Origin of the sequence: Mycolicibacter senuensis, from assembly GCF_003284925.1 — a bacterium.
Taxonomy (GTDB): Bacteria; Actinomycetota; Actinomycetes; order Mycobacteriales; family Mycobacteriaceae; genus Mycobacterium; species Mycobacterium algericum_A.
Genome location: NZ_QMEX01000032.1, coordinates 1 through 18998 on the forward strand (window position 1 = coordinate 1; position 18998 = coordinate 18998).

8 protein-coding genes are annotated in these 18998 nt (G+C 67.0%); 7 read left to right on the forward strand and 1 reads right to left on the reverse strand.

Features of this window, described 5'->3' with window-relative positions:
* The 7 genes from DQP56_RS10275 to DQP56_RS24430 form a co-directional block, all read left to right on the forward strand.
* Window positions 1-2548: cation-translocating P-type ATPase (locus DQP56_RS10275; RefSeq protein ID WP_133258912.1), on the forward strand; the 2548-nt coding region annotated here is incomplete at its 5' end.
* Window positions 2549-2778: 230 nt separating this feature from the next.
* Window positions 2779-7887: a DEAD/DEAH box helicase gene (locus tag DQP56_RS10280; protein ID WP_112685070.1), complete on the forward strand. Its 5109-nt coding sequence runs from the start codon at window positions 2779-2781 to the stop codon at window positions 7885-7887.
* The gene (locus tag DQP56_RS10285) at window positions 7887-10769 is read left to right on the forward strand and encodes a DUF8741 domain-containing protein (protein WP_112685072.1); all 2883 of its coding nucleotides are present in this window, start codon (window positions 7887-7889) and stop codon (window positions 10767-10769) included. The genes DQP56_RS10280 and DQP56_RS10285 overlap by 1 nt, the downstream gene beginning before the upstream one ends.
* A 46-nt stretch (window positions 10770-10815) precedes the next feature.
* Window positions 10816-14946, forward strand: a complete 4131-nt coding sequence (locus DQP56_RS10290; protein WP_112685074.1) for an Eco57I restriction-modification methylase domain-containing protein — start codon at window positions 10816-10818, stop codon at window positions 14944-14946.
* Window positions 14947-15020: 74 nt separating this feature from the next.
* Complete coding sequence (locus DQP56_RS10295) at window positions 15021-16103, forward strand: S1 family peptidase (protein ID WP_234825598.1); 1083 nt, start codon at window positions 15021-15023, stop codon at window positions 16101-16103.
* Window positions 16104-16125: 22 nt separating this feature from the next.
* Entirely contained in the window at window positions 16126-16395 is a 270-nt protein-coding gene (locus tag DQP56_RS10300) for a hypothetical protein (protein WP_133258913.1), read from the forward strand.
* 1157 nt (window positions 16396-17552) lie between these two features.
* The gene (locus DQP56_RS24430; protein ID WP_133258914.1) at window positions 17553-18611 is read left to right on the forward strand and encodes a hypothetical protein; all 1059 of its coding nucleotides are present in this window, start codon (window positions 17553-17555) and stop codon (window positions 18609-18611) included.
* 67 nt (window positions 18612-18678) lie between these two features.
* Here DQP56_RS24430 and relB read toward each other — a convergent pair whose 3' ends face one another.
* Window positions 18679-18993 (reverse strand): type II toxin-antitoxin system RelB family anti-toxin, encoded by a 315-nt coding sequence (gene relB / locus DQP56_RS24680; RefSeq protein ID WP_165824967.1) that lies wholly within the window; start codon window positions 18991-18993, stop codon window positions 18679-18681.
* Window positions 18994-18998: the final 5 nt, after the last annotated feature.

The window sequence follows — 18998 nt, forward strand, 5'->3', positions numbered from 1 at the left end:
GCGCGGCCCGGCCGGCCGGGTGGGCAAACTGCTCGCCGCCACCCGCGAAGAGCTCGCCGACCCGCTGACCCCGATCCTGGCGGTCGGCGCGGCGGCGTCGGCGATCTTCGGCAGCAACATCGACGCCCTGCTGGTCGCCGGTGTGATGACCGCCAACGCCCTGGTCGGTGGGGCGCAACGGCTCCGCGCCGAAGCCGCGGTCGCCGAGCTGTTCGCCGAGCAGGACACGCTGGCCCGCCGAGTGGTGCTGCCGCCGGTCGCAACGACCCAGCGCCGCCTGGATGCGGCCCGCCATGGCCGGCGCACGGTCACACTGACCGCGAAATCACTTCGCCCGGGCGACGTCATCGACCTGGCCGCCCCCGATGTGGTGCCTGCTGATGCGCGGCTGCTGACCGCAGAGGACCTCGAGGTCGACGAGTCGCTGCTCACCGGTGAGTCGCTGCCGGTGGACAAGCAGGTCGACGCGGTCGCCGTCGGCGACCCCGAACGGGCCAGCATGCTGTTCGAGGGCTCCGCGATCGTCGCCGGCCACGCCCGGGCGATCGTGGTCGCCACCGGTGCGGGCACCGCTGCGCGCCGGGCGCTGTCGGCGGTCGCCGACGTCGACACCGCAGCCGGGGTGCAGGCCCGGCTGCGCGAGCTGACCGCCAAGGTGCTGCCGCTGACGCTGGCGGGCGGCGCCGCGGTGACCGGCTTGGCGCTGCTGCACCGCGCATCGCTGCGCCAGGCGGTCGCCGACGGGGTGGCGATCGCGGTGGCGGCAGGCCCTCGGGAACGGCCGCTGGTGGCGACCCTGGCCCAGCTCGCCGCCGCCCAGCGGCTGTCCAAACACGGGGTGCTGGTGCGCACGCCGCGCGCCGTGGAGGCGCTGGGCCGCATCGACACGGTGTGCTTCGACAAAACCGGCACCCTGACCGAGAACCGCCTCAAGGTGGTGCGTTCCGTGCCGCCGATGGCCGCCGCCGACGACACCGGCAGCTTGGACACCCGGACGTTGCGGGCCGCGGCCCGGGCGTGCACGCAGCCACGCGACGGCCAGGGCCACGCCCACGCCACCGACGAGGCCATCCTCACTGCGGCGGCATCACTCGCCGATGATGCTGATTCGGCGTGGACGGTGCTGGCCGAGGTGCCGTTCGAGTCCAGCCGCGGCTACGCCGCCACCATCGGGCGAACCGATACCGACGCCCCGATGCTGCTGCTCAAGGGCGCCCCGGAGGTCATCTTGCCGCGCTGCCGGTTCATCGACCCCGACGGCGACTACGAACGGGCCGAAGCGCTGGTCTCGCACCTGGCCGAGCAGGGGTTACGCGTGCTCGCGGTGGCTGCGCACCGCTGGGACCTACCGACCGCCGAGGAGTCCACCGACGCCGACGCCGTCGACGCCGCCGCACACGAGTTGGAGCTGCTCGGCTTCGTCGGGCTGGCCGACACACTGCGACCCTCGGCGCGGCCGCTGATCGAGGCGCTGGTCGAGGTCAACCACAAGGTGGTGCTGATCACCGGCGACCATCCGGTCACCGCACGGGCGATCGCCCGGCAGCTGGGCCTGCCGCCGGACGCCCCGGAGGTCACCGGGGCCGAGCTGGCGGTGCTCGACGAGGAGGGGTTCACCAACCTGGCCGCCGGCGCGCAGATCTTCGCCCGGGTCACCCCCGAGCAGAAGGTGCAGATCGTCGCCGCGCTGCAGCGCAGCGGGCAGGTCACCGCGATGGTCGGCGACGGCGCCAACGACGCCGCGGCGATCCGGATGGCCGACGTGGGGGTCGGCGTCAGCGGCCGCGGCTCCTCGGCGGCGCGCGGCGCGGCCGACATCGTGCTCACCGAAGACGATCTGGGGGTGCTGCTCGACGCGCTGGTCGAGGGCCGCGGCATGTGGACCGGGGTGCGCGACGCAGTCGGCGTCTTGGTGGGCGGCAACGTCGGCGAGGTGCTGTTCACGATCATCGGGACCGCGCTGGGATCCGGGCGAGCGCCGGTGGGCACCCGGCAGCTGCTGCTGGTCAACCTGCTCACCGACATGTTCCCCGCGCTGGCGGTGGCCGTCACCCCGCAGTACCCGCAACCCGACGAAGATGAGGAACCCGACCGGGCCGAGGAGGAGGCCGAACGCGCCCATCAGCGGGCGATCCTGTCCGCGCCGGCGCCGTCGCTGGACACCTCGCTGATGCGCCACATCATCACCCGCGGCGCGATCACCGCCGCCGGCGCGACCGGCGCCTGGGCGATCGGGCGATGGACGCCGGGCACCGAACGACGCACGGCGACAATGGGATTGACCGCGCTGGTGGGCACGCAGCTGGTGCAGACGCTGTTGACGCGGCGGCACAGTCCGCTGGTGGTGGCGACCGCACTGGGCAGCGCGGTGGTGCTGGTCGGTATCGTGCAGACCCCGGTCCTCAGCCAGTTCTTCGGATGCACACCGCTGGGGCCGGTGGCCTGGGCCGGCGTGGGCGCCGCCACCGGCGCGGCCACCGTGCTGTCGGTGGTGGCGCCCACCGTGGTGGCGAATACGATCGGGGTCGCCGACACCGATCCGCGTTAGCGCGGGTCATCCCGGCCGCCGGGCGGTTGAATGTGCCGGGCGCGCGGCGTTATCGACGATCTTCCGTCGGCAGCGATGCGGCCCGACTCCGGGAATACGGTCCTGAGAACCGCTCACCGGTATCTGTCTTAAAGCCACTTAGCCACAATAATTGAACTAGCGTTCCACTTGTCGGACGCGGCCAGTATGGTCGGCTCAATCGTGGGTCCGGTGTTTTCGCGGGAGGTCTGGTGGACGCGTTCGGCGTTCTGGGCGAAGTTCTGGATGACTACCAAAACTTCGTCACGGGCTTTCTGGAGATCAAGGACGCCCAGATCCGGACGAAGGTCGAATCAGAGATCGCCGACGGGCTGCTCTGGCCGGAACCATGGCTGGCACTGAACCCAGCGTTCGAATCGGGTGGCACCGTGGGTGATCTGATCGATCGCCAAGTCCTGCACCCCGACGCCGGGGCCATCTTCCGAACTCCCACCGGCCAACCCATCACCTTCCACCGCCACCAGGCCGACGCCTTCGAGATCGCCAACCGGGGCGAGTCCTACGTGCTGACCACCGGCACCGGGTCGGGCAAGTCGATGTCCTACATCGTGCCGATCGTCGACCGGGTGCTGCGGGAGGGCTCGGGCAAGGGCGTGCGCGCCATCATCGTCTACCCGATGAACGCACTGGCCAATAGCCAGTTCAACGAGTTGGAGAAGTTCCTCGGCGACACCAACCCCAGGGTGACCTTCGCTCGCTATACCGGGCAGGAAGGCAAAGACGAGCGTGAAGCGACGCTGAAATCCCCGCCGGACATCCTGCTGACCAACTACGTCATGCTCGAGCTGATGCTCACCCGGCCGCGGGAGCGCCAGGCGTTGATCGCCAGCGCCGAGAATCTGTCGTTCCTGGTGCTCGACGAGTTGCACACCTACCGGGGCCGGCAAGGCGCCGATGTGGCGATGTTGGTGCGCCGGCTGCGCGGGGCGATCACCCGCTCGAGCATCCAATGCATCGGCACCAGTGCCACACTTGCCGGCCCGGGCACTAAAGCCGAACAGCGGCAAGAGGTCGCGGAGCTGGCGACCCGGATCTTCGGCGTGCAGATCCCCGCCGTCAATATCATCGGCGAGACCCTGCGCCGCGCGACAACCGGGGAAACGGAACCGACTGCCCTGCGCAGCAGGCTCAGCCAACCCACACCGTCAGCCTGGGAACAGCTGCGGGCCGACCCACTGGCGGTCTGGACCGAGCAGCACTTCGGCCTGCGACACGACGATGAAGGCAACCTCGCCCGCCGCCATCCGTCCAAACTCACCGACGCCGCCAAGCAGCTGAGTAACGACACCGGAGTCGAGCAGCAGATCTGCCACACGAAGCTGCAGGAGCTGCTGCTCGCCGGATCCCGGGCCCGCGACAGCCAGGGACGCACCCTGTTCGCGTTCAAACTGCACCAGTTCATCGGCAAGGGCGACACCGTCTACACCACGCTGGAGCCACCCGCCACCCGGCATCTGACTACGCAGTATCAGCGCAGCGCACCGGGGCGCCCGCTGGGGCAGCCGCTGTTCCCGCTGGCGTTCTGCCGCGAATGCGGCCAAGAGTTCCTGGTTGTCAATCTGGAGAGCGGGCGGGAGAGCTTCAGCCCGCGCACCCTTCGATCTGATCTGGCCGAGGAGCCCGACGCCGAGGGACTGCTGTTCATCACCGAGACTCCGCGGCCCGATTCGCGCGACCTCGCGCTGCTTGACCTGGTGCCCGACGACTGGGTCGTGGACACCGGATCGGGCCGGGCCCTCGACAAGGCCCGGGAATCAAAGCTTCCCGCCTCGCTGCGGGTCGATGAATACGGCACGATCACCGACGACGGCATGCCGGTCGCGTTCTTCGACCGGCTGCACTTCTGCCCGTCGTGCAAGACCAGCTACGAAAGCGTCCGCCAGTCGGAGTTCTCCCGGGTCGCCAGCCTGGGCACCGAGGGACGCGCCAGCGCGGTCACGGTGTTGTCGCAGTCGGTGGTTCGCGCCCTGCGCCAGGAAAGCGACCTCGATGACGTCGCCCGTAAGTTCCTGGCATTCAGCGACAATCGACAGGACGCCAGCCTGCAGGCCGGCCATTTCAATGACTTCGTGCTGGTTGGACTCATCCGGTCGGCGTTGTACCGCGCCGCCCGTGATCACGGGGGTCCGCTCACCGACGAGGATCTCGGCCCGAAGGTGGTCACCGCGCTCGGCGGCACCGGTCTGAAGTTTTTCGCCCGCGACGAGGACACTGCCGACGAACCGGTCCCGCGTAAGAAGATCGCCCGAGCCCTGCGCGATGTGGTCAGCTACCGGCTGTGGGCCGACCTTAAACGCGGTTGGCGCATCACCATGCCCAACCTGGAGCAGACCGGTCAACTCCGGCTGGCCTACGACGGCCTGGACGCACTGGCCGCCGACGAATCCAAGTGGTCGAGCCGCGGTGAGCCGCTGGCAAGTTCCGACCCCGCGGTGCGCCGCGATCTGATGCATGTGCTGCTCGACGAGCTGCGGCGAAACCTGTGCATCGAAACCGAGTTCCTCACCGAGGACAAGTTCGACGGCATGCGCCGTACCAGCCGGGAGTGGCTGAAGGATCCGTGGGCGATCTCCGAGGAGACCGGCACCTACAGCGGCACCGCCTACCCGGGCGGCCGGCCGAAGACGGCGGGAACGGGGGCCGACCTCTACCTGTCCGGGCTGGGTGCCTACGGACGCTGGCTGCGACGCCCCAACCGCTTCCCCGGGCACCCGCATCCGATCAAGACCGACGACGCCCAGTTGATCATCGAAGCGCTGATGGAGACCCTGGCCACGGCCGGAATCCTGGCGCGCGTCAAAGTCCCGAAACGCCCGACCGGATATCGGGTCCGCGCCGATCTCATCGAATGGCATCCAGGTACCGGCGAGCGCCGCGCACCGGATCCGCTGCGCGGCAACCAGGCTCAAGGCCGGGTCAATCCGTACTTCCGCGACCTGTACGCCGAAACCGCGCAGGCGCTGGTCGGGTTGGAAGCCCGCGAGCATACCGCCCAGGTGGAACCGGCCAAGCGGCAGAAGCGCGAGGACGAGTTCAGCGCCGCCCGGCTTCCCGTGCTGTACTGCTCGCCCACCATGGAACTCGGTGTCGACATCAACAGCCTCAATGTGGTCGGCATGCGCAACGTCCCGCCCACCCCGGCCAACTACGCCCAGCGCTCGGGTCGCGCCGGACGGTCGGGGCAACCGGCGATCGCGCTGACCTACTGTGCCACCGGAAACGCCCACGACGCCTACTACTTCCGGCGCAGCCAGGACATGGTCGCCGGGGCCGTCGCACCGCCTCGGCTGGAGTTGGGCAACCAAGATCTGGTGCGCGCCCACGCGCACGCCATCTGGCTGGTGAAATGCGGGCTGGACCTCAAGGTCAGCATGGTCGACCTACTCGACATCGACCAGCCCGGCCAGCCGCTGCGCCCCGAAGTGCTGGCGACCATCGAGTCCGCCGCCAGCCGCACCGCAGCCATCGCGGCGATCACGCAGGTGCTGTCCGCCACTACCGAGGTCACGACCGCGCAGTGGTGGTCGCCCAGCTGGGTCACCGAGACCGTCGAGCGTGCCCCCGCACGGTTCAACAGCGCCGCGGACCGCTGGCGCGGCTTGTACCGCGACGCGCAGACCGAACTGGACAACGCCAACACCACCCTGAAGACCATCGGCGCCTCGGAGGCCTCGAAACAGCGTGCGCGCGGCCGGATTTCGGAGGCTCGCGCCGCGCTCGACCTGCTCAAAGGCCAGGTCGACGACATCATGCAGGGCGACTTCTACACCTACCGGTATTTCGCCTCTGAAGGGTTCCTGCCCGGCTATTCGTTCCCGCGACTGCCGCTGTCGGCGTTTATCCCCGCCGAGCGGCGCACCCGCAACGGTGAGGGCGACTTCATCCAGCGTCCGCGGTTCATCGCGATCAGCGAATTCGGGCCCGGCGCGTTCATCTACCACGAGGGCGCCCGCTACCAGGTGACCCGGGTCAGCCTGCCCGCCCGCGAGGACGGCACCGGGGTCTCCATCACCGAGATCAAACGCTGCGGAGCCTGCGGCTATCTGCACGACTCGACCACGGTGGACCTATGCCAGCACTGCGGCAGTGCGTCGCTGGACACCATGTCCAACATGATGCGGCTGCTGTCGGTCAAGACCCGCCGCCGAGACCGGATCAGCGCCGACGAGGAAGAGCGCCAGCGTGCCGGGCATGAGATCGTCACCAGCATCCGGTTCGTGCCGCACGGCGAGCGTGCCGGGCAGCTCACCAGCACGATCAGCGCAGACGGCAGCCAACTGGGCACGATGACCTATGGTGACACCGCCCTGATCCGGCGGATGAACGTCGGGCTGCGTCGCCGCAAGGACAAGGACGTTCGGGGCCACGTCCTGGACACCGTGGACGGCCGCTGGTGCAGCGAGGCGGACCTGGCCCGCAACGTCCACGGGGAAGCGCCGCGCTACCAGCGGGTGATCCCGCACGTCGAGGACCACCGCAACGCCCTGCTGCTGCACCTGGATCCGTCGATCCCGACCGAGCAGCGCATGGCCGCCGCCTACGCCCTCAAACGCGGCATCGAGACCGTGTACCAACTGGAGGACAGCGAGCTGGCGGCTGAGGCCTTGCCAAGCAACACCGGCGATGACGCCTGGTCACGGCTGTTGTTCTTCGAGGCCGCCGAAGGTGGTGCCGGGGTCCTGCGCCGGCTGGCCACCGAGGACGGCCAGTTGCGCCAGGTGGCCCGAAAAGCATTGGAGATCCTGCACTTCGACCCCGACACCGGCGAAGACCGCAAACGCGCACCGCACGCCACCGAGGATTGTGCGCAGGCCTGCTACGACTGCCTGCTGTCGTATGCCAACCAGTGGGATCACCAGCACCTGGACCGGCACTGTGTCACCGAACTGCTGCGGCAGCTCGCCACGGCGACCATCGCCGTCGGAGCCGGCGGCGAGGAACGCTCCGAGCACTTGGCAAAGCTCACGCAAGCCTGCGACAGCGAACTGGAGCGCAGGTTCCTCACCCTGCTCGACGAGCACGGCTATCGGCTGCCCGACGATGCCCAGCAGATCGTCGACGGCTACTACGTGCGGCCCGATTTCGCCTACCACAACGCCGGAATGGATGTGGCGGTCTTCATCGACGGGCCCGTTCATGATTCCGCATACCAACACCAGAAGGACGAGCAGGCGCGGATGAAGCTCGAAGACGAAGCGGGTTGGCTGGTATTGCGATTCGGCTATCAGGACGCCGATGCGGGCTGGCTCAAGACCTTCGCCGAGAAGACCGACATCTTCGGTTCCCCGAAAGCGATCTGATGACGACCCTGGACTTCCCTGCCGGCGCGTTGGTCACGGCGCGCGGCCGTGACTGGCTGGTGCTGCCGGGCTCCCCCGATGGGGCACTGCTGGTCCGTCCCCTCGGCGGTCACGAGGACGAGACCACCGTGCTGTTGCCCGGGATCGACGACTTCGCAGCGGCAACCTTCGATCCACCCGCCATCGAGGACCGAGGTGACGCCACCCGGGCCCGGCTGCTGCGAGACGCGCTGCGCCTGTCGTTTCAGGCCGGCGGCGGCCCGTTCCGCTCGTTCGCCCGGCTCGCGGTCACCCCCCGCAACTATCAGTTGGTGCCGCTGCTGATGGCGGCCCGCCAGGACACGGTGCGGCTGTTGATCGCCGACGCGGTCGGTATCGGCAAGACGGTGGAGGCCGGGCTGATCGCCGCGGAGCTGCTGGCCACCGGTGACGCGCAGCGGATGGTGGTGCTCTGCTCGCCGCAACTGGCGCCGCAGTGGCAGAGCGAGCTGCGACACAAGTTCGGCATCGACGCCCAGCTCTTGTTGCCGTCGACGGTCAACCGGCTATCCCGCAGCGTCCCATTCGGCTCGAATCTCTACCAGCACTATCCGCACCTGGTGATCTCCACCGACTTCATCAAACAGAAGACCCGCCGCGACGAATTCGCGCTGCACTGCCCAGAACTGGTGATCGTGGATGAGGCCCACACCTGCGTGGCGTCCGCCGGTGCGGGCCAGGGCACCCAGGCGCATCTGCGCTACACCCTGCTGCGCAAACTCGCCGACGCCCGGGACCGCCATTTGCTGCTGCTGACCGCGACCCCACACAGCGGCGATGACACCGCCTGGCAATCATTGATCGGGCTGCTCGACAACCGCCTGGGTGAGCTGCCGGCGGACCTGTCCGGCAAGGACCGTGAGGACGACCGGAAGCTGCTGGCCGAGTTCATGATCCAGCGTCGGCGCGCCGATATCCGCGAATACCTGGACGAGGACACCCCGTTCCCGCAGCGAGAGACCGGCGAGACCGCCTACAAGCTGACCGCCGGCTACCGCGCCCTGTTCGACGACGTGATGGACTACGTCCGCGAACAGGTCACCGACCCGAAGCTGTCCGCAGTGCGCCAGCGGGTCCGCTGGTGGTCGGCGATCGCACTGTTGCGTTGCCTGGCCTCCAGCCCGGCCGCCGCTCAGCAGACCTTGCTGAACCGGTCCGCGGTGGCCGCGACCGCAGACGAAACCGACGACGCGAGTGTCATCGACGCCTACGCCGAACCCCGCGTGTTGGACTCCGATCTCGATGACACGACCGAGGCCGAAGACGTCACGGTCGGCGCCGACACCAGTGCCACCGACGACAGCCCCGACGCCCGCGCCCGAAAGCGGCTGCGGGAGTTGGCTGCCGCAGCGGATGCCCTCAAGGGACCGCGCAGCGACGCCAAACTCAAACGGGTCATCCCGCTGATCAAAGACCTGCTCGCCGACGGGTTTCACCCGATCGTGTTCTGCCGCTTCATCCCGACCGCCGAGTATCTCGGTGAGCAACTGGGTGCCGCCCTGGCCAGGGTGCCCGGGCTCAGGATCGAGGTGGTGAGCGGCACGCTGCCGCCGGAGGAGCGCGAGGACCGGGTCACGGCGCTGACGGCCCATGATGGCCCGCGGCTGCTGATCGCCACCGACTGCCTATCCGAAGGCGTCAACCTGCAAGACGGGTTCACCGCCGTGGTGCACTACGACCTGGCCTGGAACCCGACCCGCCACGAACAGCGGGAGGGCCGCGTCGACCGGTTCGGTCAGCAGGCGCCGGTGGTGCGCACCGTCACCTACTACGGCGAGGACAACGGCATCGACGGCATCGTGCTGCAGGTGTTGATCCGCCGCCACGAGCACATCAAGCGCAGCATCGGGGTGTCGGTGCCGATCCCGGTCGACTCGGCCACCGTGATGAAGGCGATCTGGGAGTCGTTGTTGCTGCGCGGCAAGGACGCCGAACAGCTCACCTTGGACTTCGCTGCGGCCACCTCGGCATCGCTGGCCGAGCAGGTCGAGGTCGCCTGGAGCGATGCCGCCGAGCGGGAGAAGGCATCCCGGTCACGGTTCCGCCAGGCCGGTCTCAAACCCGACACCGTCGAGCAGGCGCTGGTCGAGGTCCGCCGCGCACTCGGCGGTCCGGCCGACGTGGAGTCGTTCACCCGCAGCGCGCTGTCCCTGCTGGGGGCGCCGGTCAGCGTTACCGCCGACGGGTTCACCGCTCAGATCGCCACGCTGCCCGCCGCGGTGCGAGACCAATTGCCGCCCACCAAGAATGCGAAGCTGACTTTCCACCGGTCTCTGCCGGTGCCGCCGGGCCACCACGTGTTGACCCGCACCGACTCCTGCGTGGAGGCGCTGTCGCGTTATGTGCTCGACGCCGCCTTGGATGCCCGCCTTGATGCGTCGGCCCGCCCGGCTCGACGCGCCGGGGTGATGCGCACCGGCGGCGTCGCCAAAGTGACCACCCTGCTGATGGTGCGCCACCGCTTGGAGATCACCCTGCCCGGCGCGGCGACCACCATCACCCAGGTCGCCGAGGAAGCGCGGTTCGTGGCGTTCACCGCCAGCGGGGAGACGCTGACCTGGCTGCCGCAACCCGAGGTCGACGCCCTGCTGACGCTGAGCCCGTCCGGCAACGTCGACGACACCCTGGCCCGCCACCAGTTGGGACGTGCCCTGGACCGGCTGCCCGCCCTGGCTGAGCATCTCGCCACGACCGGCACCGACGCCGCGGCAGCACTGGTGTCCGAGCATCAAGCGGTGCGGGCCGCCGCCAAGGCCGGCGGTAAAGCCTCCCGGGTGAAGTTCCTGCCCCCCGCCGACGTTCTCGGCGTGTATGTCTTTCTGCCCGGCGGGAGTTCGAAATGAGTCCGCCGGCGACGATGCAGAGCGCAGCGATGAGGAGGAGCGGCGCATGAGTACCGCATCGGTGTTCCGCGCGGTCCGCACCGTTGGCACCGCCCTGCCTGCCGAAGCGATCCCGCGGGCCAACGAGCTGCGGCTGCCCGGACAAAGCGCCGACGCCTACCAGCTGCTCCCGGGCATGGCGGTCAACGCCGCGATCGCCCGCGCGTGGGAGGCCATGCTGGGCGCTCACGCCAGTTGGCATGCCGCCCTGGCGAAATTGCCCGACAATGATCCGGCCACCAAACTCACCCGCGACAAGTGGCTGCTGCCGCTGCTCTACGAGCTCGGCTGGGGTCGCCCCGAAGTGGTGAGCGGCGGGCTCGCGGTGCCGCCGGGGCTGGGCGAGACCGAGGCCCCGCACTTCCCGATCTCCCACCGCGTGTCGTGGCCCGATGCCGCCGACCCGCAGGTGTGGGCCCCGCTGCACCTGCTCGGCGCCGGCGTCGACTTGGACACCAAGACCCCGTCGGTGACCGCCCGCGCCCCCCAGGCCATGCTGCAGGACTACCTGAATCGTGAGGACCGCGCCCTGTGGGGGGTGCTGTCCAACGGGCGGGTGCTGCGGCTGCTGCGCGACGCCTCGGCGCTGACCCGCCAGTCCTTCGTCGAATTCGACCTGGACGCGATCTTCGCCGACCAGCTCTACGCCGATTTCCGGGTGCTGTTTTTGACCCTGCACGCCAGCCGGTTCGCACCCCGGCTCGACGAGAAAACCGCCAAGGCGGCGCAGAAGGCTGCCGGGGACACTGCCGACGGCGAAGACACCGACCTCGATGAGGCTGCCCCCAAGCTGGACAACTGCCTGTTGGAGCAGTGGCGCACCACGGCCATCGACGACGGCGCCCGCGCGCTATTGAACCTGCGCGACGGCGTGGCGATCGCCCTGCAGCAGTTGGGCACCGGATTCGTCTCCCACCCCGCCAACACCGCGCTGCGCGACACCCTCGCCGGCGCGTCCGACGCCGATAAGGACCTGCACCGGGCGCTGCTGCACATCGCCTACCGGCTGATCGTGCTGTTCGTCGTCGAGGACCGCGACCTGCTGCACCCCGGCGATGCCTCCGCGGCAGCCCGCCGGCTCTACGCTGACTACTTCTCCACCGCACGGCTGCGCCGGCTGGCCACCGAGCCGATCGGCGGCTGGCACACCGACCTGTGGGAGGCCCACCGGATCGTCACCGACGCGTTGGCCGGCGACGGCCTGCCGCAATTGGGGCTGCCCGGGCTGGGTGCGAGCATGTTCGGCCGCGACGCGCTGGCCGTCCTCGACGGCGCGGTGCTGCCCAACCGCAACCTGCTGGCCGCGGTGCGCGCACTGGCGCAGATCGACGATCCGGTCACGGGCGCACCGCGACGGGTCGACTACCGCAACCTCGACAGCGAGGAACTCGGTGGCATGTACGAAGGCCTGCTGGCCTACACCCCGCGCTACCACGCCGACGACCGCACCTTCAGCCTGGACACCGCGACCGGCAGCGACCGCAAGAAGTCCGGCTCCTACTACACCCCCTCCGCGTTGATCGCGCTGGTGCTCGACGAGACCCTCGACCCGCTGATCGCGGACGCGGTCAACAGCCCCGACCCGCAGCAGGCACTACTGGACCTGACCGTGATCGACCCGGCCTGTGGCAGCGGGCATTTCGTGGTCGCCGCAGCCCGGCGCCTCGCCACGGCACTGGCCACTGTCCGCACCGGGGAGACCGAACCGAGCCCCGCCGAGCTGCGTGCGGCCACCGCCGACGTCATCGAGCGCTGCGTCTACGGGGTGGACCTCAACGATCTGGCCATCGAGATCACCAAAGTCGCGCTCTGGCTGGAGGCCTTCGATCCCGACCGGCCCTCGCCGTTCCTCGACGCCCACTTCCGGGTCGGCAACACCCTGCTGGGAACCACCCCGGAGCTGTTGCGCCACAACATCCCTGATACCGCGTTCGTCGTGCTCGGCGACGACGACCCTGACTGGACGAAGAAACTCAAGGCCCGCAACAAAGCCGAACGCCAATCCGACGACCAGCTCGCCCTGGCGTTGGGCGCCGGCACCCTCGACGTGGCCACCGGCCGGCTGACCAAGGCCGCCCTGGACGCCGACGCCGGCCACGCCGCCTCGGTCGCCGCCACGCGGGCCCGCGCCGACGCGTGGCGCCGGCTGGAAGAGGACCCGGAACTGATCGCCGCCAAACGCATCGCCGACGCCTGGTGTGCGGCGTTCGTGCAACCCAAGACCGGGGCCAGTACCTTAGGGCCTGGCATCACCCACGCCACCCTGCGGGCGCTGTCCGAGAATCCAGAATCAGTGCCGGCGGTCGTAGCGGCGATGGTCGATGATCTGGCCCGCCAATACCGGTTCTTCCATTGGCATCTGGAGTTCCCCGGCATCTTCACTGTGCCCGATGACGGCAGTGCCGAAGTCGCCACGGGTTGGAGCGGTGGGTTCGCGTGTGTGGTCGGCAACCCGCCGTGGGAGCGGGTGAAGATCCAGGACAAGGAGTTCTTCGGAAACGCCGGGCGCCCCGACATCGAAGGCGCGGCGACCGCGGCGATTCGCAGGAAGATGATCGAGCGGCTCTCCGACACCGACCACGACCTCTATCACAGCTATCGAGCGGCGCTGCGCCAATCCGATGGCACCGCACACCTTCTGCTCAAAAGCGGCCGCTACCCGTTGACCGGCCGCGGTGACGTCAACACTTACAGCGTCTTCGCCGAGAACATGCGCACCGTCACCAATCCGCTCGGTGCAGCCGGAATCATCACGCCCACCGGACTGGCCACCGACAAGACCACTTCAGATTTCTTCCGAGACACCCTGAGCGGTCATCGGCTGTACGCCTTCTACGACTTCGAGAACGAAGCCAAGATCTTTCGCGATGTACACAACCAATTCCGTTTCGCCGTCACCGCAATGACCGGCACTGCGCGCGGGGTGGGGCGAACCCGTTTCGCCTTCTACACCCGCTACATTTCAGATGTCCCCGAACGCCGATTTGAGCTGGCCGCCGACGAGGTTCTCGCTCTGAACCCCAATACCGGCACCCTGCCAATGTTCCGCAGCCGCACCGACGCCGACATCACCCTCGGCATCTACTCCCGCCACCCCGTCCTGATCCGCGACGACGACCCCGACGGCAATCCCTGGGGGCTGTCGTTCGCAACGATGTTCCATATGGCCAACGACTCCGGGCTGTTTCACCAGCCCGACGATCTGGCCGACGCTACCTTCAACGGCTGGTCCTACGAGCGGGACGGCATGGAATATGTGCCGCTGTACGAGGCGAAGATGCTCAGCCACTTCGACCACCGCTTCTCGACCTACCGCGGCGCCACCCAGGCCCAGTTGAACAAAGGCGCATTGCCGCGGCTGACCGATGAGCAGCACGACGACCCCAACCTCGAACCGCTGGCCCGCTATTGGGTGAAGCAATCCGAAGTCGACGCTGCGCTCAATGACCGCTGGGACCGGATGTGGCTTCTGGGCTGGCGAGACATCGCGCGCGCCAGCGATACACGCACCTACGTTCCGTCAGTATTTCCCGTTTCAGCGGTCAACCACAAATTCCCGCTCGCACTACCTACGAACCCGCACGATGGGCCGTTACTTCACGTCCTGTGGTCAAGTTTGGCATTCGATTACGTTGCCCGCCAGAAGTTGAGCGGCTCCGGAATGACTTACTTCATCGTCAAACAGTTGGCGTGCCCGAACCCGGGCTACTTCACTCGCCCCACGCCGTGGCACCCGATGACAACCCTCACCGACTGGCTGCTCCCCTACGTCCTCGAACTCTCCTACACCTCCTGGCGTTTGCAGCCCTACGCCCAAGACTTTGGCGATGATGGTCCCCCGTTCCGCTGGGATCCTGAGCGCCGCGCCCTGCTGCGCGCCGACCTCGACGCCGCCTTCCTGCACATCTACGGCCTGCGCCGCGACGAGGCCGAGCACGTCCTCGATTCGTTCTTCGTCGTCCGCAAATACGAGGAACGTGACTTCGGCGAGTACCGCACCCGCCGCCTCGTCCTCGGTGCCTATGACCGCATGGCCGCCGCGGTCGCCAACGGCGGCACCGGCTGGAAATCGCTGGCGGACATCCCCGCCGGCCACGGTCCACGGCACTCAGACCGGAACGGAGTCGGCCGGAGATGAACGCAGGGTCGCCGACACCCAATCAGGCTCGCGCCGCTGATCTCGCCCCCGGCTCACTCGGCTGGAGGCTATGCGTGGCACGCACCGCGCACGAGTTCTTCAAAATCCCCCAGGACCCCGCAATCCTCAGCGCAATCGGGAAGACCGCTGACGCGGATACTACTGAGCCGCTGTCCGTCGCCGACTTCTCGAAGTATCTAGACACTCAAGGCCTCCCAGCTGCTGGAAACGTCACAGATCTAACAGGAATCACCGGAGCAATGGAACGCGCCGGGCATCTCCTTCCGTTCGGCGCGCCGTTGAATCTCCCATTCATGGGTCAGCGTTACGTCACACAAGGGGGCGCATGGGGGCATCAGATCGGCGGGAATCTTTGGCTGTCTGAGGTTTTCGGTGCCGAGTTGATTATCCCCAGCTACAGCTATGTCACGGTACAGATTTGCGGCAAAGACGCCAAGGGCGAACCACGGTGGGGCACCGGGCTTGCCGTAAACGGCACACATGTCATCACAAATAAGCACGTTGTCGCGAACCTTGACCCGACCACGCAGGTCGAGATACACCCGCCGCAAGGCGGCAGCGAAGCTAACCGGGTTGATTGTCAATCCCCGGTGCATCTCCATCCCGAGCTTGACATAGCGGTGATTGAAGCCGCTCTCCCTGAAGGGAAAAGTCTGCGGCAGTTGCCGGGGCTAGCATTCCGTAATCCCTCCTGGGTCGACGACGTCTACTTGTTCGGATACCCGCACATCCCGATGACGACCGAGATGGCCATCACCGTCCAGCGCGGCCAAGTGGTCAACCCGGCCGCGGAGTCACCGGCCGGAGCCGGCCGTCCCCGGCAGAAGATCTTCCTCTACTCAGCGATCGCACGGCCCGGCAACAGCGGGGGTCCGATCGTCGCGCAGGACGGTCGCGTCATCGGTTTGGTCGTCGAAGACAGTTCCCCTACGACAAGCGGTCGAGCCTTCGATCACGAAGACGCTCAGGACTGCTCGATCGAAGGGCAGATACAACAGCTAGTCGGTGAGGTCGGGGAGCTGAAAGCCAAAACCGCCGCCGCACCCTTCTACCGAGGTATTCCCGCCAGCGAGATCGTCAGGGCCCTCGACGATCTCGGGCTCAGCGGCCTCATTGAACTCGACCAGCCCCGGTAGACGACCAGCGCAAGGTGGGTGAATGACGATGCCAACCCAATCCATGGAAAAGGGCTTCCTGACCAAGCCGGACAAGCCCGTCGCCAAGCGGGTCAGTGAGACCGTCGACGTGTTCAACGCCGCCACCGGCACCTTCGAGATCCGCGACGAGGCCGAAGTGGAAGGCGGCGTTCCCGACGAGGCAAAGCCACCGCTGTCGCAACGATCCGACCGCTTGCGCCGGTACAACAGCACCGGATGGAAACCGCTGGCGGGCACCCCCGCCAGCCGCGGCCTACGACACCGCCAATGATGCAGAGAGAGAGCATCCGGATGGACAGTGCCAGTCCCAATCTACTGATCGCGATGATTGAGGAGCTTTTGGCGTCGCAGCAGTCCCAGCCAACTGTCATCTTCGCTGATCCTGTCGTAGAGAAGACCATTGAGCTACTGCCAGCTACGTGGGACAGGGAGGCAACGTCTGCAGAGGCGTTCCCAGGGTACGTGTCCGCAGCTCTGTTGAACGGACCTGTCGTTGCGTTTCCGCCATGGGGGCGACAACAACGTTCCCGTGAATCACTTGACGCAGTCGCACTACAGGGCATCCAACCTCCCGCAGTGAGCCATACCCTGCTGGCGGTCGTTCCTTCCGGAACTCTCGTCTCTGCTGCGAGTGAGCCATGCCGGATTGCGCTCGGGCAGCACTGGCAGATCCGAGCAGTTGCTACATGCGATCGGGCAATCCTTGGCGCTCATACCTCATTCGTGACGGGGCTCATGTTCCTGGAGCCGGCCGGGCAAGGAGATGGCCTGTTACGGATGTTCGAAGCCCCACTTGGACCGCAACGAGTCGGCCAGGAGGTGATCCAGGATTTCCGCCGCCTGCTTCGAATGAAGGGCGGTACAACGGACTTCGGCTATGTGCTTCGCGAGCCGCTGACACCCGGGGCGCCCCTCGCCTACCGACTATATGACCCACGAGTCCTACAGCGACGCGCTGAACTGGGCGACTACGGCAGATCGGTTCAGCTCGAGGACTTGTTCGAGGTCTGGGCAGGTGAGCCGATGGTGCGCCTTCTAACTGAAGAAGTAGTTGGTCGGCGCGACTTCGGTCCCGGACGGTTGATTACCGGCCGAGACGTTCTCTCAAACCATCAGATCGCACCGCCGGAGGACGATTCCAAATGGGTTGAATGCGATCGAGCACGCCTACAGCCCGGGGACATCGTGGTACGCGCATTACGAAGTCCCGGTGATATCAGGCCGGGCCTAGCCTGGGCGCAAGCGTCAGACGCTGACTTGCCTCTGATCGCTACCGACTCAGTCACAGTGTTGCGCCCACGTCCGGCCTCTCAACGCACCGATATCGACTTTGTCCTCCGATATCTCTCCTCGCGACATGCCGTCGAACTACTGTCAGCCGCGTGGTCGGGGTCCTTACTGCGGGTGACTCCCCGCGTCCTGGCCCCGATGACGGTGCCGTTGCCTGACGAGCATCTCGCCGATGCACTTGAAAGCGTTGAGTCGGCACGACTTCGCGCTGATGAATGGGCTGACGAGGCCAACGAGATACTCGAATCGGTATTCAGCGATGACAGCGCGCACGTCTCCCGACAGAAGGTCATTGAGCGCAGTCGCATTGTCCGACTGCGTATCCAGGCAGTAGAGGACGTCGAGACCCTTGGCGGCCAGGTGCGCACGCAATACCCACTGCCGATTGCCTACCGATGGCGCGCCCTGGATGCAGCACACAGTCGCGGACCAACTAACGAAACCTACCTAGCTGCATTGGATCTCGCCGAGCAAGTAATGGCTCTTACCGCAAACATTGGTCTTGCACTTGCACACCAATGCAGCCTAGAGATCGTGGCAGTCAAGCAGATCAGCGACAAGCTGGCGCGTGGTGAAGGCCCCACCATGGGCGACTGGTCGAACGTGCTCGATGAACTCGCTGGCAGAAAATTCGCTGCAATCGATGATCTCATCGCCAGCACTGAGTTTCGCCGGTTCTGCGCCGACGAGACGGCGAAGGCCGCTCGACAGGATCTGCGCCGTCGACGCAACGATGAATCGCACCAGCGCCGAGTTCAGAGTCATGAGTTACCGGAGGCGTGCAACGCAGTCACCGCCCACCTGGAGGTGTTGCTGGAGCGCCTGTCTTTCTTTCTGGACAGCCCGTTGGCACTGGCCAGAGACTTACGGTGGGACTCCATTGACCTCACCGGATCGCTCGCGTATCAGAAGCTAAGCGGAGACCACTCAGTGGTCCCGATTCGAGAACTCACGGTCAATGACCCTGGTATCGAGTCGGGCAGTCTGTACCTCTTGGATTCTGATCGGAAGTTGCACCTGCTACGCCCGTTTCTTGTCGGGATGAATTGCGAACACTGCGGCGCATTCTCGATATTCCACATTGACCGCTTCCTCGACGGAAGACTCACGATAAAGAGCATGGAGCACGGCCACGTGATCGATGCCCCAGATCATCTCCAAGCCGCGGCGCGCAGAATGGGACTATTGAAGGAGTGAGTCAGCACCCGCACCAGCCACGAGCCCGAGGGGCGAGACTTCAAAGCCACCAAGTCCCCCCGGCGGATCACGTCGCCCTCGAACGCGACGAGGACGGTGTTTCAAGTAAAGCTGGTGGTACAGCAGCTGTCTCGACCGTGTATCGAATCATCGCCCCGACGGCTTCGGCGTAGCGGTTGATCGTGGCTATCGTCGGATTCGTTCCTCCCGACTCGAAGCGAGTCACCGTGCTGCGGTCGACTCCCATCGTCCGGGCGACATCAACCGGCTTGAGCCCGCGCCGTTGGCGCACGGCTATCAGCTCACGGATCAGGCGGTTCTCCGACCGCGCGAGGTCGACGCTGAGTCGGTCAGCAGGAGGTAGCCCGTCTGCGACACCCATCGCCT